The sequence below is a fragment of the Streptomyces hyaluromycini genome, assembly GCF_002217755.1.
GTDB lineage: Bacteria > Actinomycetota > Actinomycetes > Streptomycetales > Streptomycetaceae > Streptomyces > Streptomyces hyaluromycini.
Genome location: NZ_BCFL01000017.1, coordinates 59,042 through 82,182, shown reverse-complemented (window position 1 = coordinate 82,182; position 23,141 = coordinate 59,042). Strand labels below are relative to the sequence as shown.

At 70.6% G+C, this 23,141-nt stretch carries 21 protein-coding genes; 10 read left to right on the top strand and 11 right to left on the bottom strand.

Features of this window, described 5'->3' with window-relative positions; translation table 11 throughout:
* Positions 1-94 precede the first annotated feature (94 nt).
* Together SSP29_RS08440 and SSP29_RS08435 are read left to right on the top strand one after the other, a co-directional pair.
* The gene (locus SSP29_RS08440; RefSeq protein WP_089099934.1) at positions 95-1,555 is read left to right on the top strand and encodes an aldehyde dehydrogenase family protein; all 1,461 of its coding nucleotides are present in this window, start codon (positions 95-97) and stop codon (positions 1,553-1,555) included.
* Between the two features lie 108 nt (positions 1,556-1,663).
* Positions 1,664-2,203: a DinB family protein gene (locus SSP29_RS08435; RefSeq protein WP_089099933.1), complete on the top strand. Its 540-nt coding sequence runs from the start codon at positions 1,664-1,666 to the stop codon at positions 2,201-2,203.
* 102 nt (positions 2,204-2,305) lie between these two features.
* Here SSP29_RS08435 and gad read toward each other — a convergent pair whose 3' ends face one another.
* Positions 2,306-3,715, bottom strand: a complete 1,410-nt coding sequence (gene gad, locus SSP29_RS08430; RefSeq protein ID WP_089099932.1) for a glutamate decarboxylase — start codon at positions 3,713-3,715, stop codon at positions 2,306-2,308.
* Between the two features lie 40 nt (positions 3,716-3,755).
* Positions 3,756-5,042, bottom strand: a complete 1,287-nt coding sequence (locus tag SSP29_RS08425) for an ion channel protein (protein WP_089099931.1) — start codon at positions 5,040-5,042, stop codon at positions 3,756-3,758.
* A gap of 113 nt (positions 5,043-5,155) precedes the next feature.
* Here SSP29_RS08425 and SSP29_RS08420 point away from each other — a divergent pair, with 113 nt between their 5' ends.
* Positions 5,156-5,917, top strand: a complete 762-nt coding sequence (locus SSP29_RS08420; RefSeq protein WP_089099930.1) for a MerR family transcriptional regulator — start codon at positions 5,156-5,158, stop codon at positions 5,915-5,917.
* Positions 5,918-5,930: 13 nt separating this feature from the next.
* On the opposite strand, the gene SSP29_RS08415 is transcribed toward SSP29_RS08420, so the two are convergent.
* Positions 5,931-6,296 (bottom strand): YbjQ family protein, encoded by a 366-nt coding sequence (locus SSP29_RS08415; RefSeq protein ID WP_089100702.1) that lies wholly within the window; start codon positions 6,294-6,296, stop codon positions 5,931-5,933.
* A 137-nt stretch (positions 6,297-6,433) separates the two neighbouring features.
* Between SSP29_RS08415 and SSP29_RS08410 the strand changes: the two genes are divergently transcribed.
* Positions 6,434-7,324, top strand: coding sequence for a DedA family protein (locus SSP29_RS08410; RefSeq protein ID WP_089099929.1), 891 nt, complete (start codon positions 6,434-6,436; stop codon positions 7,322-7,324).
* A 96-nt stretch (positions 7,325-7,420) separates the two neighbouring features.
* On the opposite strand, the gene SSP29_RS08405 is transcribed toward SSP29_RS08410, so the two are convergent.
* Together SSP29_RS08405 and SSP29_RS08400 are read right to left on the bottom strand one after the other, a co-directional pair.
* A complete protein-coding gene (locus tag SSP29_RS08405) occupies positions 7,421-9,079 on the bottom strand; it encodes a threonine/serine exporter family protein (protein ID WP_089099928.1) in 1,659 nt (552 codons plus the stop codon).
* A 141-nt stretch (positions 9,080-9,220) separates the two neighbouring features.
* Positions 9,221-9,712 (bottom strand): inorganic diphosphatase, encoded by a 492-nt coding sequence (locus SSP29_RS08400; protein ID WP_089099927.1) that lies wholly within the window; start codon positions 9,710-9,712, stop codon positions 9,221-9,223.
* A gap of 124 nt (positions 9,713-9,836) precedes the next feature.
* On the opposite strand from SSP29_RS08400, the gene dacB reads away from it, so the two are divergent.
* The 6 genes from dacB to folE all read left to right on the top strand — a co-directional run bounded on the left by dacB (position 9,837) and on the right by folE (position 17,857).
* Positions 9,837-11,453, top strand: coding sequence for a D-alanyl-D-alanine carboxypeptidase/D-alanyl-D-alanine endopeptidase (gene dacB, locus SSP29_RS08395; RefSeq protein WP_245883049.1), 1,617 nt, complete (start codon positions 9,837-9,839; stop codon positions 11,451-11,453).
* Between the two features lie 331 nt (positions 11,454-11,784).
* Entirely contained in the window at positions 11,785-12,918 is a 1,134-nt protein-coding gene (locus tag SSP29_RS08390; RefSeq protein ID WP_089099926.1) for a zinc-dependent metalloprotease, read from the top strand.
* A gap of 191 nt (positions 12,919-13,109) precedes the next feature.
* Complete coding sequence (gene tilS / locus SSP29_RS08385) at positions 13,110-14,231, top strand: tRNA lysidine(34) synthetase TilS (RefSeq protein ID WP_089099925.1); 1,122 nt, start codon at positions 13,110-13,112, stop codon at positions 14,229-14,231.
* Between the two features lie 76 nt (positions 14,232-14,307).
* Positions 14,308-14,868, top strand: coding sequence for a hypoxanthine phosphoribosyltransferase (gene hpt, locus SSP29_RS08380; protein WP_046730905.1), 561 nt, complete (start codon positions 14,308-14,310; stop codon positions 14,866-14,868).
* Between the two features lie 207 nt (positions 14,869-15,075).
* Complete coding sequence (gene ftsH, locus SSP29_RS08375) at positions 15,076-17,115, top strand: ATP-dependent zinc metalloprotease FtsH (protein WP_089099924.1); 2,040 nt, start codon at positions 15,076-15,078, stop codon at positions 17,113-17,115.
* A gap of 136 nt (positions 17,116-17,251) precedes the next feature.
* Positions 17,252-17,857 (top strand): GTP cyclohydrolase I FolE, encoded by a 606-nt coding sequence (gene folE / locus SSP29_RS08370; protein WP_089099923.1) that lies wholly within the window; start codon positions 17,252-17,254, stop codon positions 17,855-17,857.
* 18 nt (positions 17,858-17,875) lie between these two features.
* Here folE and SSP29_RS08365 read toward each other — a convergent pair whose 3' ends face one another.
* The 6 genes from SSP29_RS08365 to SSP29_RS08340 form a co-directional block, all read right to left on the bottom strand.
* Entirely contained in the window at positions 17,876-18,364 is a 489-nt protein-coding gene (locus tag SSP29_RS08365; RefSeq protein WP_089099922.1) for a DUF3180 domain-containing protein, read from the bottom strand.
* Between the two features lie 50 nt (positions 18,365-18,414).
* Complete coding sequence (gene folK, locus SSP29_RS08360) at positions 18,415-19,026, bottom strand: 2-amino-4-hydroxy-6-hydroxymethyldihydropteridine diphosphokinase (RefSeq protein WP_089099921.1); 612 nt, start codon at positions 19,024-19,026, stop codon at positions 18,415-18,417.
* Complete coding sequence (gene folB / locus SSP29_RS08355; RefSeq protein ID WP_089099920.1) at positions 19,023-19,382, bottom strand: dihydroneopterin aldolase; 360 nt, start codon at positions 19,380-19,382, stop codon at positions 19,023-19,025. The genes folK and folB overlap by 4 nt, the downstream gene beginning before the upstream one ends.
* Positions 19,383-19,640: 258 nt before the next feature.
* The gene (locus SSP29_RS08350; RefSeq protein ID WP_089099919.1) at positions 19,641-20,144 is read right to left on the bottom strand and encodes a nuclear transport factor 2 family protein; all 504 of its coding nucleotides are present in this window, start codon (positions 20,142-20,144) and stop codon (positions 19,641-19,643) included.
* Positions 20,141-21,076, bottom strand: a complete 936-nt coding sequence (folP, locus tag SSP29_RS08345; RefSeq protein WP_150133770.1) for a dihydropteroate synthase — start codon at positions 21,074-21,076, stop codon at positions 20,141-20,143. Before folP ends, SSP29_RS08350 begins: the two co-directional genes overlap by 4 nt.
* 100 nt (positions 21,077-21,176) lie before the next feature.
* On the bottom strand, positions 21,177-22,988 hold the full coding sequence (locus SSP29_RS08340; protein ID WP_089099917.1) for a phosphatidylglycerol lysyltransferase domain-containing protein: 1,812 nt from the start codon (positions 22,986-22,988) through the stop codon (positions 21,177-21,179).
* Positions 22,989-23,141 lie beyond the last annotated feature (153 nt).

Here is a 23,141-nt window from a genome sequence, read left to right as displayed (position 1 = left end):
GACGCAAGTACCATGACGCGTGATCAGACCGTGATGTGGATGTGGACCGGGTGTCCGCGTCGACTGCCGTCGCAGCAGGGGATCGAGGGATCACATGTCGTCCTATTTCACCGACCTGGCCCAGCAGTACATCGACGGCGAGTGGCGCCCGGGCAGCGGTTCCTGGGACATCATCGACTTCAACCCGTACGACGGTGAGAAGCTCGCGTCGATCACGATAGCCGCGGTCGAGGAGATAGATCAGGCCTATCAGGCCGCCGCGCGTGCCCAGAAGCAGTGGGCCGCCACCAACCCCTACGCCCGCCGCGCCGTCTTCGAGAAGGCCCTGCGCCTCATCGAGGAGCGTGACGCGGAGATCACCGAGGCGATCATCGCCGAGCTCGGCGGCACGCGTCTGAAGGCCGCCTTCGAGCTGCACCTCGCCAAGGAGTTCCTGCGCGAGTCGATCCAGTGGGCGCTGCGCCCCGAGGGCCGGATCCTGCCCTCCCCGGTGGACGGCAAGGAGAACCGCGTCTACCGCGTGCCGGTCGGTGTGGTGGGCGTGATCAGCCCCTTCAACTTCCCCTTCCTCCTGTCGATCAAGTCGGTCGCCCCGGCGCTCGCGCTCGGCAACGGCGTGGTCCTCAAGCCGCACCAGAACACCCCCATCGTCGGCGGCACCCTGGTCGCGAAGATCTTCGAGGACGCGGGCCTGCCCGGTGGCCTGCTCAACGTCGTCGTCACCGACATCGCGGAGATCGGCGACGCCTTCATCGAGCACCCGGTCCCGAAGGTCATCTCCTTCACCGGTTCCGACAAGGTCGGCCGGCACGTGGCCACCGTCTGCGCCTCGCTCTTCAAGCGCACGGTGCTCGAACTGGGCGGCAACAGCGCGATCGTGGTCCTCGACGACGCCGACATCGACTACGCGGTCGACGCGGCGGTCTTCAGCCGGTACGTCCACCAGGGCCAGGTCTGCATGGCCGCCAACCGCGTCCTGGTCGACCGCTCGATCGCGGACGAGTTCACCGAGAAGTTCGTCGCCAAGGTGAAGACCCTCAAGGCCGGCGACCCGAGCGACCCGCAGACCGTCATCGGCCCGCTGATCAACTCCCAGCAGGCGGAGTCGGTTTCGGCCACGGTCGCGCAGGCCGTCGCCGAGGGTGCCACGGCCCTGCTGCACGGCACGACCACCGACAACCTGGTCGAGCCCTCGGTCCTCACCGGTGTCCCGGCCGACTCCGACCTGCTCCGGCAGGAGGTCTTCGGCCCGGTCGCCTTCCTCATCCCCTTCGACGGCGAGGAGGAGGCCGTACGCCTGGTCAACGACACCCCCTACGGCCTCAGCGGCGCGGTCCACACCGGCGACGTCGAGCGGGGCGTGGCCTTCGCCAAGCAGATCGACACCGGGATGTTCCACGTCAACGACGGCACCGTGCACGACGAGCCCGTCGTCCCCTTCGGCGGCGAGAAGCACTCCGGGATCGGCCGCCTGAACGGCGAGACGACGGTGGAGTCCTTCACCACCCTGAAGTGGATCTCGGTACAGCACGGCCGGAGCGGCTTCCCGTTCTAGCCCCGGAAGTTCCTCGGCCACGACGGGCCCTTTAGGACGCGATCTGTCCTAAAGGGCCCGTAGCTTCGGTCGTGTCAGGGAAACACGACCCAGGAAAGGCGGCCGGCCATGGTCACTCACGTTCGCGCGGAAGTACAGGGCGACGAGCGCGGAGCACTGCTCTCCTTCATCGAGGAACAGCGCGGCGGCATCCGCCGGGCGCTGCTCGGCCTGACGGACGAGCAGGCGGCGAGCAGGCCGAGCGTGAGCCAGCTGTCCCTGGCAGGCCTGCTCAAGCACGCCGCCGAGGTCGAGCAGAGCTGGATCGCCCGCGCCAAGCAGGAGCCGCCGGCGATCGAGCGGGACCAGTCGAACTGGCACGAGACCTTCCAGCTGGTCGGCGACGAGACGGTGGCCTCGCAGCTGGCGTACTGGGAGCAGGTCGCCGCCGAGACCGAGAAGTTCATCCGCTCGGTCCCCAGCCTCGACGACACCTTCCCGCTCCCGCCGCAGCCCTGGTTCCCGCCGGAGGGCCGGGTCTCCATGCGCTGGGTCTGCCTCCACCTGATCCGCGAGACCGCCCGCCACGCGGGTCACGCCGACATCATCCGCGAGTCCCTGGACGGGAAGACCGCCTTCGAACTCGTGGCGCTGGAACAGTCCGCCTAGGTCTGACAGCGCCCCGTAAGGGGCGCGGGGAACTGCGCGACCAGCCACAACGGCGCCGCAGACGGCGGACGGGGCACATCGCGGCACCCTCCAGCAGAGCGCTCAGTGGTGGAAGCTGGTGGCCGCACCCTTGTCATGGGTCAGCGGGTGCGGTTGCCGGCGCAGTTCCGGCAGCAGCCGGGACAGGTCCTCGACGAACAGGTCGGCCAGGTCCTTCGAGAAGCCGTTGCGGCACACCACCCGGAGCACCGACAGGTCCTCCCGGTTCGCCGGGAAGGTGTACGCCGGCACCAGCCAGCCGTTCTCGCGCAGCCGCCGCGACACGTCGAAGACGTCGTACGCCGTCACGTGGTCGGCGGTGGTGAAGGCGAACACGGGCAACTCGTCGCCCCGGGTCAGCAGCCGGAAGTCGCCGAGCGCCTCGATGCGTTCGGCGAGCCCGACGGCCACGTCCCGGGACGCCTGCTGCACCGCGCGGTAGCCGTCCCGGCCGAGCCGCAGGAAGGTGTAGTACTGCGCGACGACCTGGGCGCCGGGGCGGGAGAAGTTGAGGGCGAAGGTGGGCATGTCGCCGCCCAGGTAGTTGACCCGGAAGACCAGTTCCTCGGGCAGCGCCTCCTTGTCCCGCCACAGCGCCCAGCCGACGCCCGGGTAGACCAGCCCGTACTTGTGCCCCGAGGTGTTGATCGACGCCACGCGCGGCAGCCGGAAGTCCCACACCAGGTCCTCGTCGAGGAACGGCGCGATCATCCCGCCGGACGCGCCGTCCACGTGCACCGGGACGTCGACTCCGGTGCGCTCCTGGAGGGCGTCCAGAGCGGCACAGAGGTCGGCGACCGGCTCGTACGACCCGTCGAAGGTGGAGCCGAGGATGGCGACCACCCCGATGGTGTTCTCGTCGCAGAGGTCGGCGGCGGCCTGCGCGTCCAGGTGGTAGCGGTCGCCCTCCATGGGCACGAACCGGGGCTCCACCTCCCAGAAGTTGCAGAACTTCTCCCAGCAGACCTGCACGTTGATGCCCAGGACGAGGTTCGGGCGGGCGCTTCCCGGATAGCGGTCGCTGTTGCGCTGCATCCAGCGCCGCTTCAGCGCCATCCCGGCCAGCATGCAGGCCTCGCTGGAGCCGGTCGTCGAACAGCCGATGGTGCCGGCCGGATCCGGCGCGTTCCACAGGTCGGCGAGCATCGCCACACAGCGCCGTTCCAGCTCGGCGGTGCGCGGGTACTCGTCCTTGTCGATCATGTTCTTGTCGTCGCACTCCGCCATCAGGATCCCGGCCTGGGGCTCCATCCACGTGGTGACGAAAGTGGCCAGATTCAGCCGGGCGTTGCCGTCCAGCATCAGCTCGTCGTGAACCAGCTGGTAGGCGGTCGAGGGCGGCAGCGGGCCGTCCGGCAGCCGGTGCGTGGGCGGGGCCTCGGCCATGCCGGCGACCGGGTTCGCCTCACCGAAGAACGGGTTGACGGACATGGGTCGCTCTTGGTGCTTCTGGGAGCCTTTGTGGAGCGGCATGAAGAGTGCCTCCTGAACGGCATGAGGGAATTCACAAGGATCAGCGCAGGGCCGTACCGTCCGCCCGCAACTGCATTCTCGGCCGCCCGGTCACCAGCAGCCACGCGGGCAGCGACGCGACGCACAGCAACGCGATGATGCTGGGCGAGGCCACCAGCACCGCGGCCGTGAACAGGCTCACCCAGCCCTGGCGGGTGATCGCCAACAGCATGCCCAGCACTCCCGCCGCCACGCCCACCGAGGGCTGGACCGCGGGCACCAGGGCGTGGGCGCACAGCCCGAGGGCGGCGCCGATGAACACCGACGGAAAGATCCGGCCACCGCGGAAACCGCAGGCCGAGGCCACCAGTAGGGCGGCCAGCTTGACGACCGTCATCACGGCGAACTGCCCGGCGGACCAGCCCTCCGGGTCCTTCGCCAGCTCCGCGACCTCGTCCAGCCCCTTGAAGAGCGTCAGATGGCCGCCCAGCGCCCCCAGAAGGCCGAGCACCAGCCCGCCGGCCGGAAGGGCCACCATGGGGTGCGCGAGGCGCCGGAAGACGCCGTGGACGTACGGGAAGGCGTACACGGCGCACATGCCGAGCAGCGCGGCCGCGGAGGCGACCACGACGGCCGCCAGCTGATCGGGCCAGTGCGGGCGGCCGAGCGCGGGCAGCCCGAGGTCCAGGGTCGGACGGGACACCAGGGCGGTCGTCATCGCGCCCGCCCCCGCGGCCATCAACGGCCCGAAGAGGTTGTCCCACAGCGCCCCCTTCAGCGGTTTCCCGGCCAGCGCCTCGGAGATCACCAGGGCCGCCGCCACCGGCGTCCCGAACAGCGCGCCGAGCGTCGCCGCGTCGGCCAGCGCGGGCCACAGCGAGCCCGGCAGCCGGGGCATCGCGAGCCGCCCCAGCCACAGCGCGAGCCCGACATTGACCGCGATGAGAGGGTTCTCCGGACCGAGGCTCGGCCCGCCCGCCAGCATCAGCACGGTCGCCAGCACCAGCCCCGGCAGCACGGCCGGCGGCAGCGCCACCGCCTCCAGGCCCAGGGTGGCCGGATCGGGCCCCGCGTGCCCGGGCACCTTCCACACCACCAGCCCCACCGCGATCCCGGTGGCGGTGAGCATCACCAGCATCCACAGCACGGAGTACCGCCCGATGCCGAGCGCGGCCGGCAGGTCGGTCCACAGCACGTGCTGCAACCGCTCGGCCAGCGAGCTCACCAGCATGAACAGCAGACTGCTGCAGACGCCGACGACGAGTGCGGGCAGGATCAGCGGCAGCAGGGCACGCGCGGGAGCCGCGGGCGGGGTGGGAAGCGCCTGCTGCGCGGTGTCCTGGGCCACGGGCCCACGATAAGCGGGCAAAACCGACGCAACATCCCGAAGGTCGCCGATCGAAACGGGCTTGCACCTCACGTGACGTGAGGACCCAGGGTGGAGCGCGGAAAGGAGCGGACTTGAGCTACTCCGTCGGACAGGTCGCCGGATTCGCCGGGGTCACGGTGCGCACCCTGCACCACTACGACGAGATCGGCCTGCTGGTCCCGGGCGGGCGCAGCCACGCCGGCCACCGGCGCTACGGCGACGCCGACCTCGACCGGCTCCAGAAGATCCTGTTCTACCGGGAGCTCGGCTTCCCGCTCGACGAGGTCGCGGCCCTGCTCGACGACCCGGAAGCGGACCCGCGCGCGCACCTGCGCCGCCGGCACGAACTGCTGACCGCCCGGATCGAGACGCTGCAGAAGATGGCCGCGGCCGTGGAACACGCCATGGAGGCACGCAGGATGGGTATCAACCTCACCCCGGAGGAACGCTTCGAGGTCTTCGGCGACAAGGACCCCGAGCAGTACGCCGAGGAGGCCGAGCAGCGCTGGGGCGGCACCGAGGCCTACGCCGAGTCGCAGCGCCGGGCCGCCCGCTACACCAAGGCCGACTGGCAGCGCATGAAGGCCGAGGTCGACGACTGGAGCGAGCGTTACGCCGCCCTGGTGACCGCGGCCGAGCCGCCGGCCGGTGAACCGGCCATGGACATGGCCGAGGAACACCGGCGGCACATCTCGGCCTGGTTCTACGACTGCCCGCCCGAGATGCACCGCCGCCTCGCCGCGATGTACGTCTCCGACGAGCGCTTCAAGGCCTTCTACGACTCGATGGCCCCGGGCCTGGCCGAGCACCTGAAGGAGGCGATCGAGGCGAACGCGGCCCGGCACACGGTGTGACAGGGCGCTCCGGCTACTCCTTGTCGAGGATGACGGCGGTGCCGTACGCGCAGACCTCGGTCCCCGCGTCCGCCGCCTCGGTCACGTCGAACCGGAAGGCCAGCACGGCGTTGGCACCACGCGCGCGTGCCTGCTCGATCAGCCGCTCCATGGCCTGGTTGCGGGTCTGGACAAGCGTTTTCGTCAGCCCTTTCAGTTCACCGCCGATCATCGACTTCAGACCCGCGCCGATCTGGCTGCCCAGGTGCCGGGAGCGCACGGTCAGCCCGAAGACCTCGCCGATGACCTCCCGCACCCGGTACCCGGGAACGTCGTTCGTGGTGACGACCAGCACATCGGCCTGCGGTCCCTGACCGCCGCCGTACTCTTCGATACCCATGTCCACAGCCATTCCCCAGGCCGGGCACAGTCCATCCAGGTTCCACCGGTGGAACCTGGGGCGGACACATTACGTTGATAGCTTTGTGCGCCCGCACAAGGATCCCGACGTGCCTTCCCCCTCTGGAGCCCGGAACCGTGATGACGCTCGCCCTCGGCCCGAGCTGGCTGGACCCGAACCAACTTCTCGACTCGTTCGGTATCTGGGGCCTGCTCCTGGTCGTCTTCGCCGAGTCCGGCCTCCTGATCGGCTTCTTCCTCCCGGGCGACTCGCTCCTCTTCACCTGCGGCCTGCTGATCACCTCGAACCAGCTGGACTTCCCGCTGTGGGGTGCCGTCGCCCTGATCTGCGTCGCCGCGATCCTGGGCGACCAGGCGGGCTACATGTTCGGCAAGAAGGTCGGCCCGTCGCTCTTCAACCGCCCGGACTCCCGCCTCTTCAAGCGGGAGAACGTCACGAAGGCACACGAGTTCTTCGAGAAGCACGGCCCGAAGTCCCTGATCCTGGCCCGCTTCGTGCCGGTGATCCGCACGTTCACCCCGATCATCGCCGGCGTCAGCGGCATGGCCTACCGCTCGTTCCTCACCTTCAACGTCATCGGCGGCGTCATGTGGGGCGCCGGCGTCACCCTGCTCGGCTCCTGGCTCGGCAAGATCGACTTCGTCAAGAACAACATCGAGGCGATCCTGATCCTGATCGTCCTCGTCTCGGTGGTCCCGATCGTCATCGAGTTCCTGCGGGCCCGCGCGAAGGACAAGAAGGCGGCGGCCCGCACGGAGCAGCCGCTCCAGCAGCAGCCGGCCCCGCCGACGATGGACGACGCGACGACCCAGCTCCGCCGCATCGAGCCGACGTACACCCCCCAGCAGCCCCAGCAGCCCCAGCAGCAGTACGACCAGCAGCCTCACCAGCAGTACGGCCAGCAGCACTACAGCCAGCAGCCCTACTACGACCAGGGCGGCTACAGCCAGAACGGCTACGGCCAACAGCACAACCCGTACACCGAGGACCACTACGGAGCGCCGTAAGCGGAATGCGCCCCGTAAGGGGCGCGGGGAACTGCGCGACAAGCCCCTACGCACCCGCACCCGCCGACGCACCTCATCGGTCCCCACTGACGGCGCTCAGAACCCCCTGGTCCGCTTCGCAGCGCTACGCTTCCCGGCCGACCCCACCCGAAGGGTCAGCCGGGAGATCTCCGACCCCAGATTGACCCCGATGGCGATCGCCATGGCCAAGGACGCCGCCTTGGCCAGCGACACCAGCCCCTTGTCGACCTCGTTCTGAGCCATCGACAGCAGCCCGAAATAGGTCGCCGACCCCGGCAGCAGGGGCCCGATCGCCGCCGTCGTGTACGGCAGCGCGGACGCGAACCGGTACCGCGACAGCAGCTGCCCGAACAACCCCACCAGCCCGGCTGCCACCGCCGTGGAGGCGACCGGCGAGATCCCCCCGGCGTAGTGCATCGCGCCGTAGACGGACCACGCCACGCCGCCGTTGAGGGTGACGGCCAGCACGGTGGATCGTTCCTGCTGGAGCAGCACCGCGAAGGTCAGCGACAGCACCATGGACGCGGCGATCTGCAGCAGCGGCCGTTCGGAGGTGTTCAGCGCCACGTCGGGGTTGAGCCGGCCGCCCAGCTTCACGCCGAAGTACAGGACCGTCAGCACCCCGATGACGATGCCCACGAAGAAGTACATGACCTCCAGCAGGCGCGCGGAGGCGGTGATGTAGAAGCCGGTCAGCCCGTCCTGGACGCTCGCGACCAGGGCCCGCCCGGGCAGCAGCGCGAACAGCCCGCCGGTGACGACGGCGGACGCCGCGACGTCGATGTGGGCGAGCGAGAAGGCGACCCCGATCGCGGCCGGCGGCATCGCGGCGATCATGAACTGGTAGAACTCCGGCAGCCCGCGCCCCGCGCACAGCCACGCCAGCCGGTCACCGAGCATCGCGCCGACCGCGGCCGCCACGAACACCAGCAGGTCACCGCCGACGAGCACGGAGGCGGCCCCGGCGAGCAGCCCGCTCGCCGCGGTCAGCGCCCAGCCGGGGTACGGGTGCCGGTTGCGGCGGATCTCCGCGAGCCGCCGGTAGGCCTCCTCCAGGGAGACATGGGTCTCGGGGTCGGTGAGGTCGTCCACGAGCCGGAAGACGGCCGCGAGGCGCGTGTAGTCGGTCCCGCGCCGCCGCACCGTCCGGGACGCCGTCACCGGGTCGTCGACGAGCGAGGGCTGGTACGAGATCGCCAGCAGCGTGAAGGTGACGTTCGGCTCGCACCGGTCGAGGCCGTACGACCGGCAGACCGCGAACATCGCGGCCTCCACGTCCTCCGAACCCTCCCCGCCCGCCAGCAGCAACTCACCGATACGCAGCGTCAGGTCGAGCACGCGCGGGACGGCGGGGCCGCCCTCCTCCTCGGCCTTCTGCACCGGCTCCGGCGCCGGCCGCTCGGTCACCGGCATGCGCAGCATCGTGCGCATCCGGTCCTGCCAGGGCGCGTCCTTGACGAGGCTGACCATGGGGAACCCGGAGGCGGGCGTGAAGGCGGGCGGGGCGTCGTCGGCGCTGTAGGTGCGCGGCGTGCTGAACGCCGACCCCTCCGGCTCGCCGCTCACCGGCTGCGGCGCCACCAGCCCCTGAGGCACGGTGAACTCCGACGTGGACTCGGACTCGCCGCCGCCCTCGGGGACCGCGATGCCCGCCGGAACCGCGAACTCGGACGTGATCTCCGGGTCGTACCGCGCCTCGTCCGACCGGGGCTTGCGGTCCTCCGCCTCCGTCACCGTCGTAACGCTCCCTGAACGACATCTGCCGACATCTGCCACGCAAGCCTCAGTATGCGCGTGACCACACAGCGGACACGAAAAACGGGCCGCACGCGTGCGTGCGGCCCGTTTCCCGGTCACTGACCGGGCGGGGTGGTCTCAGTGACCGCCCGACTCCTTGAAGCGCTTGTACGACCGCTCGATCTCGACCTCGGCGTCGGTGCGGCCCACCCAGTTGGCGCCCTCGACGGACTTGCCGGGCTCCAGGTCCTTGTAGACCTCGAAGAAGTGCTGGATCTCCAGGCGGTCGAACTCCGACACGTGGTGGATGTCGCGCAGGTGCTCCACGCGCGGGTCGGTGGCCGGGACGCACAGCAGCTTGTCGTCGCCGCCGGCCTCGTCGGTCATCCGGAACATGCCGATCGCGCGGCACTTGATGAGACAGCCCGGGAAGGTGGGCTCGTCCAGGATGACCAGCGCGTCCAGCGGGTCACCGTCCTCGCCGAGGGTGTTCTCGACGAAGCCGTAGTCGGTCGGGTAGGCGGTCGAGGTGAAGAGACGACGGTCCAGGCGGATCCGACCGGTCTCGTGGTCCACCTCGTACTTGTTCCGCGAACCCTTCGGGATCTCGATCGTGACGTCGAACTCCACCGGTGGCTCCTCCATGATCAACACATAGTTCTGGTGGTTAAGTGTCCCTCACGCTGGTGTGTGATCGCGAAAGGGGCTGGTGGTCGTGCCAGAGCTGAGGCCTTGGCAGTCCGCGAAATCGCGTGTGCGGAAGATCGCGGGGGCCGTGCGACCGCGTCTGGCCCGCCTTGCGACCGCCACGAAACCGCAGATCGCGCGGTTGTGGCGGGCAGTGGGACCACGACTCGCACGCGTCACGCGCGCGACGGGACCCCGGCTGGCCACCCTGGTCCGCTCCCCTCGACCTCGATCTCGGACCCTCAGGACCTGGCAGTACACCGCGGGCGCCGCCACGGCCGGGCTCGCGCTGGCCGCCGGTGTGGTGACCGCGGCGGGCCCCTGGGACGCCGACGGCCAGCGTACGGCCGAGCGGGACCGGGCCGCCGCCCTGGAGCGGACGGGTGGCACAGATCACGGTTCCGGTGCGGACTCCGTCACAGCCGACGGCGAGCCCAGCCCCGCGCCCAGCGCCGGATCCGTCCTGACGGGCCTGGGCAGCGCCACGAACACCGTGAAGTCGGCGCCCGCCGGAAAGTCCGCCGGAATCTCCGGAACGGCCGTCAGGGACCTCCTGGTACCCCTGCTGGGCTCCTCGGCGCTCGGCAGCACCCGCACCGCCGTGGTCGTCGACGTGGCCACCGGCAGCCGCCTGTACGGCTCCGGCGCCGACACCGCCCTCACCCCCGCCTCCACCACCAAGATCGCCACCGCCGTCGCCGCCCTCTCCGCCCTCGGCGCCGACCACCGCATCACCACGCGCGTGGCCCTCGAACCCGGCACCAGGGAGGTCGTCCTGGTCGGCGGCGGCGACCCCACCCTGACCGCCCGCAAGGACGCGGCGGGCTGGGCCAGCCTGCGCACCCTCGCCACCGAGACGGCGAAGTCGCTGACCGCGCGGGGCATCAAACAGGTCACCCTCTCGTACGACACCACGCTCTACTCCGGCCCCGACCTGCACTCCATCGGCGTCAACGACAACCTCGCGCGCGTGAGCCCCCTGACGGCCGACGAGGGCCGCACCAACGACTCCGTCGAGGGACCCGTGCTCCGGGTGAGCGACCCGGCGGCCGACGCGGCACGGAAGTTCGCGGGCTTCCTGGCGGACGCCGGCATCAAGACCTCGGCACCGGGCACCTCCAAGGCGAGCAGCCGGGCCGAGACCCTCGCCACCGTCTCCTCGCCGCCGCTGTCCTCGATCGTCGAGCGCATGCTGACCAACAGCGACAACGACATCGCCGAGGCCCTGGCCCGCCAGACCGCGCTGGCGAGCGGCAAACTGGCGAGTTTCGACGGGGGAGCGGCCGCGATCGACGCCCAGCTGACCAAGCTGGGCCTGCCGATGACCGGCGCCTCCTTCCACGACGGCAGCGGCCTGAACCGCGACGACCGGCTGACGGCGAACCTCCTCACCGCCCTCCTCGTCAAGGCCGCCGACGCCGACCGGCCGGGCCTGCGCGCGGTCCTCACCGGCCTCCCCGTCGCCGGCTTCACGGGCACCCTGACCAGCCGCTACACGGACGGCGCGGCGGGCGTCGTACGCGCGAAGACCGGCACCCTGACCGGCGTCAACACCCTCGCGGGCACGGTCGTCGACAAGGACGGCCGCCTCCTGGCCTTCGCCTTCCTGACCTCGAACACGACAAGCCCGACGGAGGCCCAGAAAGCCCTGGACGAAACGGCAACGGCCCTCGCGGGCCTGTAACACCGCCTGCTGCCCACCACCGCCCACCGCCCCCGTCCGCCACCGCCCACCGTCCACCGCCCCCGTCCACCGCCCCCGTCCGCTGCCCACGGCCTCCGCCCCCGGCCCGCCGCCCGCGGCACCGCCGTGGCGCGGCCGCTCCTCAACCGCCGTGGGCAGGCGTTCCGCAGGGCGGAACGGGTGGGCACGGCCGACAGCGCCGGGCACCGCGAAACCGACGCCCGCCCCTGCCGACGCAAGCACCCCAACCCCGCCCCACCGCACAAGTCACGCCAACCTCACCAACCTCCACGGCCTGCCCCAAGTGGGAGCGCTAACGTACGGTTGACGCATGACGAGCATCGGTGGCGCTGCTTCTTCTGGGATGGTCGACTGGAATCTCGCGGTGGCGACCGCGACGCGGCTCGTGCGGCCGGGGCCCGAGGTGAGCCGCGACGAGGCCCGGGTCATCGTCGCGGAGCTGCGGCGGCACGCGAAGGCCTCGGAGGAACACGTCCGGGGCTTCACTCGTATGGGGACCGACGACGTGCACGACACCCCCGTTCTGGTGGTGGACCGCCCCGGTTGGGTGAAGGCCAACGTCGCCGGGTTCCGGGAACTCCTCAAGCCGTTGCTCGACAAGATGCAGGAGCGGCGGGCCGGCACCCCCGGCGGCACGGTCCTCGGCGCGGTCGGCGGCAAGGTCACCGGCGTGGAGCTCGGCATGCTCCTGTCGTTCCTGTCGTCCCGGGTCCTCGGCCAGTACGAGACCTTCGCCCCCTCCTCCCGCGACCTCCCGGCGGACGAGCACGGCGGCGGCCGGCTGCTGCTGGTCGCCCCCAACATCGTCCACGTGGAGCGCGAACTCGACGTACAGCCCCACGACTTCCGCCTCTGGGTGTGCCTGCACGAGGAGACGCACCGCACCCAGTTCTCGGCGGTGCCCTGGCTGCGCGCCCATCTGGAGGGCGAGATCCAGTCGTTCCTCTCGGAGACCGACGTCGACCCGATGACCGTCCTCGAACGCATCCGGGACGCCGCCCAGTCCCTCGCCGGCAGCCGCCCCGAGGCCGAGGAGGACGACGGCGGACGGTCGTTCGTCGAACTGGTGCAGACCCCCGCCCAGCGCGAGATCCTCGGCCGGCTCACCGCCGTGATGTCCCTCCTGGAGGGCCACGCCGACTTCGTCATGGACGGTGTCGGACCCGCGGTCGTGCCGACCGTCGCCGAGATCCGGGAGAAGTTCCAGCAGCGGCGCGCCAAGGGCGCCTCCCGGCTCGACATGACCCTGCGCAAGCTGCTCGGCCTGGATGCCAAACTCCGTCAGTACCGGGACGGCGAACGCTTCGTGCGGGCCGTCGTCGACCAGGTCGGCATGGACGGCTTCAACCGGGTGTGGACCTCCCCGAACACCCTGCCGACCAAGGCGGAGATCGCCAAACCGGCGGACTGGGTCGCGAGGGTGCACCGCAAGGCCGAGTCGTGAACCAGCGGATGTGTGGTGAACCGAAACCGGCCGACGGCAGGCGAACGCCCCTCCAATCACCCGTCCGAGGGACCGTGAGCGATGGGTAGGCGTGCGATGCTCGGGGAACGGCCCGTCTCTGTCACCATCTACACACTCTGAGTGACCGATCTCGGGTTCACCCCCCGAAAACTTCATGAAGGGAACCGGACATGGGTCCCCATCCTGCGGTCGCGGCGATACGCCTGGCGGTCCGCCGCGTCCTCCACGACATCCTCACCGACCACAGCAGCCGCAGCCCCCACAGCCGTACCACCGGCGAACGCGCCGGTGAGCGCGTCGGCGCGCGCCTCGCACGCCCCGTCGGCGGCATCCAGGCGATCCCGGAGATCCCGGAGCAGACACCGAACGAGCGGCCCCCCTCCCCGCTCGTCCTCGTCGCGTGCTCCGGCGGCGCCGACTCCATGGCGCTCGCCTCCGCCCTCGCCTTCGAAGCCCCCAAGCTCGGCATCCGCGCGGGCGGCGTCACCGTCGACCACGGCCTGCAGCCCGGCTCCGACCTGCGCGCCGACGAAGTCGCCCTGCGACTGCGCGAACTCGGCCTCGACCCGGTCGAGTCCATCACCGTGACCGTCGGCCGCGACGGCGGACCCGAAGCCGCCGCCCGCGACGCCCGCTACGCCGCCCTGGACGCCGCTCTCGAACGGCACGGCGGCACCGCGATCCTGCTCGGCCACACCAGAGACGACCAGGCCGAAACCGTCCTGCTCGGCCTCGCCCGCGGCTCCGGCATCCGCTCCCTGTCCGGAATGGCCGCGGTCTCGGGGGCCGGCGGCCGTTACCGCCGTCCGTTCCTCCAGCTGGACCGGCAGACCGCCCGCAAGGCCTGCATGGTCCAGGCCCTCCCCGTCTGGGACGATCCTCACAACGCGGACCCGGCGTACACCCGCTCCCGGCTCCGCCACGAGGGCCTGCCCGCCCTGGAGAAGGCCCTCGGCAAAGGCGTCGTCGAGGCGCTCGCCCGCACCGCCCAGCTCTCCCGCGACGACGCCGACGCCCTCGACACCTGGGCCAGCCAGGCCGAGGCCTCCGTACGGGACGCCGCAGGCCTGCTGGAGTGCGCCAAGCTCTACGCCCTGCCCCCCGCGGTACGCCGCCGGATCCTGCGCCGGGCCGCCATCGAGGCGGGCGCACCGGCCGGTTCCCTGTTCGCCCGGCACATCGAGGAAGTCGACCGCCTGATCACCGGCTGGCGCGGCCAGGGAGCCATCAATCTCCCCGGCAAAGTCGTCGCCCAGCGCCAGGGTGGCAGACTGGTGATTCGGCAAGGCTGAATCCCGACCTCACGGAGAGCTCCTCGGCGCTCCTCCGAAGGGCCGGGTAGGCCGGTGGGACGACCGACCGAAAGTGATGCGGGTGGACGCGAAAGACATGGGTGCCGACCTCCAGCAGGTGCTCATCACCAAGGAAGAGATCGACGCGAAGCTGGCTGAGCTGGCCGCGAAGATCGACGCGGAGTACGCGGGCAAGGACCTGCTCATCGTCGGAGTCCTCAAGGGCGCCGTGATGGTCATGGCGGACCTCGCCCGGGCGCTGTCCACCCCCGTCACCATGGACTGGATGGCCGTGTCCTCGTACGGCGCGGGCACCCAGTCCTCCGGTGTGGTGCGGATCCTCAAGGACCTCGACACCGACATCAAGGGCAAGCACGTCCTGATCGTCGAGGACATCATCGACTCGGGACTGACCCTGTCCTGGCTGATCAACAACCTCGGCTCCCGTGAGCCCGAGACCCTGAAGATCTGCACCCTGCTGCGCAAGCCGGACGCGGCCAAGGTCGCCATCGACGTCGAGTGGGTCGGCTTCGACATCCCCAACGAGTTCGTCGTCGGCTACGGCCTCGACTACGCCGAGAAGTACCGCAATCTCCCGTTCGTCGGTACGCTCGCGCCTCACGTCTACGGCGGCTGACCCCCGGCTGATACGCCGGAGGGTCCACTTACGTAAGACGATCGGGAACCCCAGCGGGTTTCGCGCCGTTGGAGCATGCAGAGACGGGTTCACCAGCCGTCCGAGCAGCTTCGTGCGACTTCGGGCCACAATGCTGGGGTACCGTCAGAAGAACTGTCTTATCAAACTCACTATGGCAGGAGGGACGGGGCTAATCGCTCCGTATGGATGGACGTGAAGCGATACTTCCGTGGGCCGGTCATGTGGATCGTGCTGGCCGTCCTTGCCGTGGTCGTGTTGATGCAGGTCGTCGGCTCGTCCGGCGGCTACAAGACGGTGGACACCGGCCAGGTCGTGGCGGCGATCAATGACAACAAGGTGGAATCGGCCAAGCTGACCACCGGTGACGAGCAGACCATCAAGGTCACGCTCAAGAACGGCGAGAAGGTCGACGGCAGCTCGAAGATCCAGGCGAGCTACATCGGCGACCAGGGCGTCACCATCGCCAACACGCTGCAGACCAAGTACCAGGACAAGCAGATCCCCGACGGCTACACCGTCGCGCCGACCAAGCAGAACGCGTTCGTCAGCGTCCTGCTCTCCCTGCTGCCCTTCGTCCTCATCGTGGTCGTCTTCCTGTTCCTGATGAATCAGATGCAGGGCGGCGGCTCCCGGGTCATGAACTTCGGCAAGTCCAAGGCGAAGCTCATCACCAAGGACACCCCGAAGACGACCTTCGCGGACGTCGCGGGCTGCGACGAGGCCGTCGAGGAACTCCACGAGATCAAGGAGTTCCTGCAGGAGCCGGCCAAGTTCCAGGCCGTCGGCGCCAAGATCCCCAAGGGCGTGCTCCTCTACGGCCGTCCCGGCACCGGCAAGACGCTGCTCGCGCGTGCCGTGGCCGGCGAGGCAGGGGTCCCCTTCTACTCGATCTCCGGTTCCGACTTCGTCGAGATGTTCGTCGGTGTCGGTGCCTCCCGAGTGCGCGACCTCTTCGAGCAGGCCAAGGCGAACGCCCCGGCGATCGTCTTCGTCGACGAGATCGACGCGGTCGGCCGCCACCGCGGCGCCGGCCTCGGCGGCGGTCACGACGAGCGCGAGCAGACGCTGAACCAGCTGCTCGTGGAGATGGACGGCTTCGACGTCAAGGGCGGCGTGATCCTCATCGCCGCGACGAACCGGCCCGACATCCTCGACCCGGCGCTGCTGCGCCCCGGCCGTTTCGACCGCCAGATCGCGGTCGACCCGCCGGACCTGCAGGGCCGTCTGGAGATCCTCAAGGTCCACCAGAAGGGCAAGCCGGTCGCGCCCGACGTCGACCTCGCGGCGGTCGCCCGCCGCACGCCGGGCTTCACCGGCGCGGACCTGTCGAACGTGCTGAACGAGGCGGCGCTGCTCACGGCCCGCAGCGACCGCAAGCTCATCGACAACCAGATGCTCGACGAGGCGATCGACCGCGTGGTCGCGGGCCCGCAGAAGCGGACCCGGATCATGTCGGACAAGGAGAAGAAGATCACCGCGTACCACGAGGGCGGTCACGCCCTGGTCGCGGCGGCCTCGCCGAACTCCGACCCGGTCCACAAGATCACGATCCTGTCCCGCGGCCGCGCCCTCGGTTACACGATGGTCCTGCCGGACGAGGACAAGTACTCGACCACGCGCAACGAGATGCTCGACCAGCTCGCCTACATGCTGGGCGGCCGCGCGGCCGAGGAACTGGTCTTCCACGACCCGACCACCGGCGCAGCCAACGACATCGAGAAGGCCACGGCCACCGCCCGCGCGATGGTCACGCAGTACGGCATGACCGAGCGTCTCGGCGCGATCAAGTTCGGCGGCGACAACACCGAGCCCTTCCTCGGCCGTGAGATGTCCCACCAGCGCGACTACTCGGAAGAGGTCGCCGCCCTGGTGGACGAGGAAGTCAAGAAGCTCATCGAGAACGCGCACAACGAGGCCTGGGAGATCCTGGTCGAGAACCGCGACGTCCTCGACAACCTCGTTCTCCAGCTCCTGGAGAAGGAGACCCTGAACAAGGAGGAGATCGCCGAGGTCTTCGCGGCGATCCACAAGCGGCCCGCACGGCCCGCCTGGACCGGCTCCTCCCGCCGTACGCCGTCCACCCGCCCGCCGGTGCTCTCCCCCAAGGAGCTCGCACTGACCAATGGGGCGAACGGCTCGACGCCGGCGATCAGCACGGTGAAGTCCACGGCGGTCGAGTCCGCCACCGCGGTCGAGAAGGCCCCGGAGGACCGACCCGAGAGCTGACTCACACCGGCCTCACCCGGCTCGGAATGGATGCCGCGCCCCCCAGGTTCTAGCCTGGGGGGCGCGGCTTTTCGGTATGCCCGCAGATGAGGCGCGCGGCCCACGTGCGCCGCCCCGAAGGAACGAGGCACCCCAGATGACCGACCCCGTGACCCTGGACGGCGAGGGCACCATCGGCGAGTTCGACGAGAAACGCGCCGAGAACGCCGTACGCGAACTTCTGCTCGCGGTCGGCGAGGACCCGGACCGCGAGGGCCTCCGGGAGACTCCGGCACGGGTGGCGCGGGCCTATCGCGAGCTGTTGGCGGGGAATCACCAGTCGCCCGAGGAGGTCCTGACGACGACGTTCGACCTCGGGCACGACGAGATGGTCCTGGTGAAGGACATTGAAATCGTAAGCTTGTGCGAGCATCACATGCTGCCGTTCCATGGTGTGGCCCATGTCGGCTACATCCCGGCGGAGACCGGCAAGATCACGGGCTTGTCGAAGCTCGCGCGCCTCGTCGAGGTGTTCGCCCGCCGCCTGCAGGTGCAGGAACGACTCACCACGCAGGTCGCGGACTCGCTCATGCGGATCCTGGAGGCCCGGGGCGTGATCGTCGTGGTCGAGGCCGAGCACATGTGCATGTCGGTGCGCGGGATCCGTAAGCCGGGTGCCAAGACGACGACGTCGGCGGTCCGCGGCCAGCTCAGGGACGCCACGACCCGAGCCGAGGCGATGAGCCTGATACTGGCGCGCTGACCCTTTGGAGAGCGGGGCTCAGGCGACCGGCTCGGCCCCGCTGTGGTTGTTGTCGTCGTCCTCCGGGAGCTTGCACACGCGCTCCAGGAACATCGCCGCCGCTATCACGGCGATGCCGGCGACGACCGAGAAGGCCGCGTAGAGGGCCTGGTCGCGGCGGGTGGGGAGGTCGAGGAGCTCCAGCAGGAAGACGCCCGTGCCGCCGTACATGCCGGCGACCAGGGCCGCGACCAGGGCGCTCGCCTGGCCGAAGACCACGGCGCGGGCCGCCATCAGGGGGTCGACGCCCTTGGCGCCGGGGCGGCGCTCGCGCTGGGCCTTGAGGCGGGCGCGCAACGAGAGCGCCGTGGAGAGCAGGACCACGGCGATCAGCGCGAGGACGATGGGCGCGGCCACCGGCACGCTGGGCAGGGTCCCCACCGCGTTCCAGAGACGGGCGCCCGCCCAGGACAGCACTCCGGCCACGACGAAGACGCCGGCCAGCACCCTGATCCGCAGCTCTTTCACTGTGTTCCTTCAGCTCCCCCGCAGCGATGTGGTCGTCTCGACCTTAACGACTACTCGGGCAGTCGGAGTTCCAGGTCCCCGCGCGCTTCCACACCGTGCCGGGTGACGGCGGCCAGCAGCTCCGCGACCGTGCCGCGGCCGGGCACCAGGGCCTCGGGGTCGATGTCGAACCAGGGCGCGAGCACGAAGGCGCGCTCGTGGGCGCGCGGGTGCGGGAGCGTGAGCTGCGGGTCGTCGGAGACGACGTCGGCGTACGCGACGATGTCGACGTCGAGGGTGCGCGGCCCCCAGCGCTCGTCCCGCACCCGGTTGAACGCCTCCTCGACCGCGTGCGCCCGCTCCAGCAGGGAGGACGGCGGGAGGGTGGTCTTCAGCACCACGACCGCGTTGTAGTACGTCGGCTGGCTGCCGGGCTCGACGCCCCACGGCTCGGTCTCGTACACCGGCGACACGGCCTTGATGCGGACGCCCGGGGTGTCCTCCAGCGCGTCGATGGCGCCCTGGAGGGTCTCCAGGCGGTTGCCGAGGTTGGAGCCGAGGGCGACCACGGCTCGCTTGGGGTTGGACAGGGTGGTGTCGGCGGCGTCGACCTGCTCCACGACGGAGGCGGGCACCGGCTGGACGGTCGGGTCGCTGGGACCCCGCAGGGAGGATGCGGTCATACTCGGCTCCGGGTGATGGTGACGGTGACGTCGTCGAAGGGGACGGTGATGGGCGCGTCCGGCTTGTGGACCTGCACCTCGACCTCTCTTACCCCCTCGTGCTTGAGGCAGACCTGGGCGATCCGCTCGGCGAGCGTCTCGATCAGGTTCACCGGCTCCCCCTCGACCACGGCGACGACCTCCTCGGCCACGACGCCGTAGTGCACGGTCTTCGCCAGGTCGTCGTCGGCCGCCGCCTGCCGGGTGTCCAGGCCAAGGACGAGGTCCACGATGAAGGTCTGGCCCTCCTCGCGCTCCTTGGGGAAGACACCGTGGTGCCCGCGGGCCCTCAGGCCGCGCAGCGCGACACGATCCACGCGAATCACTCCTGCAATCGTCGGTGTGGCGGCCGGGCGGCATCGCGTGCGGGCGACGGACCGGCCACACACGAATCTACCTGCGAGCACTGACAGAGCCGGGGTACGGGGCCTGGGGGGCCGCCGGGGCGCGGCAGGGTTCATCGCGTGTTTCCCCTGGAGAACCCGGCGGCTCATGGGCCGGTGGCCTTGCCTACTCGCGAGTTCGTGATTCCAGCCACTTCTGGGCCGCGAGGGGCCCGGAAGGGTGTGCCGTGCTCAGGAGGGCGTGTCGTCTTCCTCGTCCTCGTCGGTCTCGGACAGCACCGGGGAGGCGTGGTGGGACCAGAGCTTCCAGCCGTCCCGGGTGCGCCGGAACACGTTCGTGGCGACGACCAGCTGCCCGACCAGCGGGCCGAGCTCCTGGCTGCCCTCGGGGGCGGGACCGCCGCTGAGGATGTTCTCCGTGCAGGTCACCAGGGCGGTGTCGCCGGTGACGGAGACGTGCACGTCGGTGAGGAAGAACTGGATGTAGTCGGTGTTGGCCATGATCAGCGCGTACGACCGCAGGACCTCGCCGCGGCCGGTCAGCACCGGCCAGCCCGGGTGCACGCAGGAGATCACGCCGCTGTCGGCCGGGTCGTGGTACTCCTCGTCGACGCCCAGGTCGGCGGGCGTGAGCCAGAGGGAGGAGACCGTCTCGAAGTCGCCGTTCTCCAGTGCCTCGTAGAAGGCGGTGTTGGCCGCCTCGACCTGCTCGACGTCGGTGTGGGGGGCGCTCACCGGGCTCCTTCTGCGCGGTGGGGAAGGTTCTGCGTGGCCTGCGTGGCCTGTGCGCCCGGCGCGTTCGTTCCGGTGCGCGCCTCCTCTATGGCGCGCGCGACCCGTACCGCGTCCGCCGTGGCGCGCACCTCGTGCACGCGCACCGCCCATGCGCCGGCGTGCGCCGCGAGCGCCGAGACGGCGGCCGTCGCCGCGTCGCGCTCCCGGGCCGGCGGGGGTGCCCCCTCGGGTCCGGCCAGGACCCGGCCGAGGAACCGCTTGCGGGAGGCGGCGACGAGCAGCGGGTGGCCCAGGGCGTGCAGCCGGTCGAGGTGGGCGAGCAGCGCCAGGTCGTGCTCGGAGTTCTTGGAGAAGCCGAGGCCGGGGTCGACGACGACGCGGTCGGGGGAGATGCCGCCGGCCAGGACGGCGTCCACGCGCGCGTGCAGTTCGTCGAGGACTTCGCGGACGACGTCGTCGTACACGCCCTTGACGTTGCCGCCCTCCAGGAAGCCGCGCCAGTGCATGACGACGAAGGGGGCGCCGGAGTCGGCGACGACGGGGATCATGTCGGGGTCGGCGAGGCCGCCGCTGACGTCGTTGACGAGGGCGGCGCCGGCGGCGAGGGCCTGGGCGGCGACGGAGGCGCGCACGGTGTCGACGGAGACGACGACGCCTTCGGCGGCGAGGCCGCGGACGACCGGGACGACCCGGCGCAGTTCCTCGTCCTCGTCGACGCGGGTGGCGCCCGGGCGGGTGGACTCGCCGCCGACGTCGACGAGGTCGGCGCCCTCGGCGACGAGGACGAGGCCGTGCTTGACGGCGGCCGTCGTGTCGAACCAGCGGCCGCCGTCGGAGAAGGAGTCGGGGGTGACGTTCACGACCCCCATGACCGCGCACCGGTCCCATGCCGGAAGCCCTGTCACCTGGCCACGTCCGCTGTGGTTGCTCATACGTTCAGCGTAGGCCCAGGGCCCCGCGGCCAGCCCCCGTGGCCCGAGCGGCGCCCCCGGGCCGGAGGGGGAGGGGCGGCCGCTCGGGCCGGTCAGGGGGTCAGGCCGCTCGTACACCCTGTTCGGCGATGCTGTGGGCGCACGGGCGGGGGGCGGTCGGCCGGCGGCGCAGGAAGCGCGGCAGCGGCAGGGCGAGGCTGACGAAGCCCTCGGCCTGCATGGCGGCGAGGCCGATGCGCGGGAGGTCGCCGGAGGCCCGGTAGACCACGAAGCGCGGCTCCCAGCGGGGCTGGAACTTGGCGTTGAACTTGTACAGGGACTCGATCTGGAACCAGCGCGAGAGGAACACCAGCAGTCCGCGCCAGGCGCGCAGCACCGGTCCCGCGCCGATCTTCTCGCCGCGCGCGAGCGCCGAGCGGAACATCGCGAAGTTGAGCGAGATCCGGGTGATGCCGAGCTTCGGGGCCGCCTGGAGGGCGGCCACGATGAGCAGTTCGTTCATCCCGGGGTCGGCGGAGCGGTCGCGGCGCATCAGGTCGAGCGAGACGCCGTCGGTTCCCCAGGGCACGAAGTGCAGGATCGCCTTGAGGTCGCCGTAGGGACCGGGTGTCTCGTCGGTCTTGTGGGCGGTGGCGATCAGGCAGTCGCCGTCGGCGGGGTCGCCGATGCGGCCGAGGGCCATCGAGAAGCCGCGTTCGGTGTCGGTGCCGCGCCAGTCCTCGGCCGCCCGTCGGATGCGGTCCAGCTCGGCCTCGCCGACGTCACGGATGCGCCGTACCCGGGTTTCGTAGCCGGCCCGCTCGATGCGCTTGACCATCTGGCGCACGTTGCGCATCGCGCGTCCGGCGAGCGAGAAATCCGCCACGTCCACCACCGCCTCGTCGCCGAGTTCGAGCGCGTCCAGGCCGGTCTCGCGGGTCCACACCTCGCCGCCCGTCTCCGAGCAGCCCATGACGGCGGGGGTCCAGGAGTGGGCCTTGGCCTCGTCCATGAAGCGTTCGATGGCGCCGGGCCAGGCCTCGACGTCGCCGATCGGGTCGCCGCTGGCGAGCATCACGCCGGAGACGACGCGGTAGGTGACCGCCGCCTTGCCGCTGGGCGAGAAGACGACCGCCTTGTCGCGGCGGAGCGCGAAGTGGCCGAGGGAGTCGCGGGCGCCGTGCTTCTCCAGGAGGGCGCGCAGCTGGGTCTCGTCCTCCTCGGTGAGGTGCGCGGCGGGGTGTTCGGGGCGGAAGGCCAGGTAGATGGTGGTGACCGCGGTGATCAGGCCGAGCGCGCCGAGCGAGAAGGCGACCGTCCAGGAGGTGGAGCCCTCGTAGTCGACCGGGCCCTCGAAGCCGAACAGGCCGTACAGGACGTGGGTGATGCGGTCGGCCAGGCTCGGGTCGCCGATCGTGCGCTTCGGGTGGGCGCTGACGATGACCAGGCCGAGGGCGAGGGAACCGGCGCTCATGAGGACGAAATTGGCGAGCGCGCGCCACCGGCTGCGCGGGTCGGGCAGCGCCTTGAACTCGTCGCGGTGCAGCACGAGCGGCACGAACAGGGCCAGCGAGATCAGCGCGCCGATGACCGAGTGCCGGTACACGAACTGGGACACAGCGCCGGCCGGCAGCAGCGCGACCGCGGCCCGCCACGCCCGGCGCTTGCGCCGCTTGAGCCCGTGTGCGAGCAGCAGCAACAGCACGCCGACGCTGAGCGAGAGCGCGGCGGCGAACGGGCCGAGCGAGCCGGGCAGTACCTCGGCCATGGCGTGCATTCGGCTGTGACGGAAGCGCGGGAACACACCCGCGGCGATGTCCAGGACGCCTACGACCGCGCACGCCCTGCCGACCAGAGCGGGGACGGCCTCAGGGCGCGGGCCGCGGACTATGCGCCGCGCCCGGCCTGATCGGCTCGGAACCTCGCCCGACATTTCCCCATCTATCCTGACAGACATCGCATCCCGTAGTTCTGCGAGAGACCTTGAATCCGGGCCCGATTCGGGCATCCGGCGACATTGCGCCCTCTAGGACGGTGTCTCGGGGGGAGAGGTTCACTCCCCACCGGAAAGCCGGTTCAAAGGCCA

Coding starts and splice junctions, on each gene's coding strand:
- hpt (WP_046730905.1), top strand. CDS start 14,308: ATGCGGGTGGACGCGAAAGACATGGGTGCCGACCTCCAGCAGGTGCTC.
- SSP29_RS08440 (WP_089099934.1), top strand. CDS start 95: ATGTCGTCCTATTTCACCGACCTGGCCCAGCAGTACATCGACGGCGAG.
- SSP29_RS08415 (WP_089100702.1), bottom strand. CDS start 6,296: ATGGGTATCGAAGAGTACGGCGGCGGTCAGGGACCGCAGGCCGATGTG.
- folK (WP_089099921.1), bottom strand. CDS start 19,026: ATGACCGCATCCTCCCTGCGGGGTCCCAGCGACCCGACCGTCCAGCCG.
- folP (WP_150133770.1), bottom strand. CDS start 21,076: ATGAGCAACCACAGCGGACGTGGCCAGGTGACAGGGCTTCCGGCATGG.
- folE (WP_089099923.1), top strand. CDS start 17,252: ATGACCGACCCCGTGACCCTGGACGGCGAGGGCACCATCGGCGAGTTC.
- ftsH (WP_089099924.1), top strand. CDS start 15,076: ATGGACGTGAAGCGATACTTCCGTGGGCCGGTCATGTGGATCGTGCTG.
- SSP29_RS08435 (WP_089099933.1), top strand. CDS start 1,664: ATGGTCACTCACGTTCGCGCGGAAGTACAGGGCGACGAGCGCGGAGCA.
- SSP29_RS08390 (WP_089099926.1), top strand. CDS start 11,785: ATGACGAGCATCGGTGGCGCTGCTTCTTCTGGGATGGTCGACTGGAAT.
- SSP29_RS08340 (WP_089099917.1), bottom strand. CDS start 22,988: ATGTCGGGCGAGGTTCCGAGCCGATCAGGCCGGGCGCGGCGCATAGTC.
- gad (WP_089099932.1), bottom strand. CDS start 3,715: ATGCCGCTCCACAAAGGCTCCCAGAAGCACCAAGAGCGACCCATGTCC.
- tilS (WP_089099925.1), top strand. CDS start 13,110: ATGGGTCCCCATCCTGCGGTCGCGGCGATACGCCTGGCGGTCCGCCGC.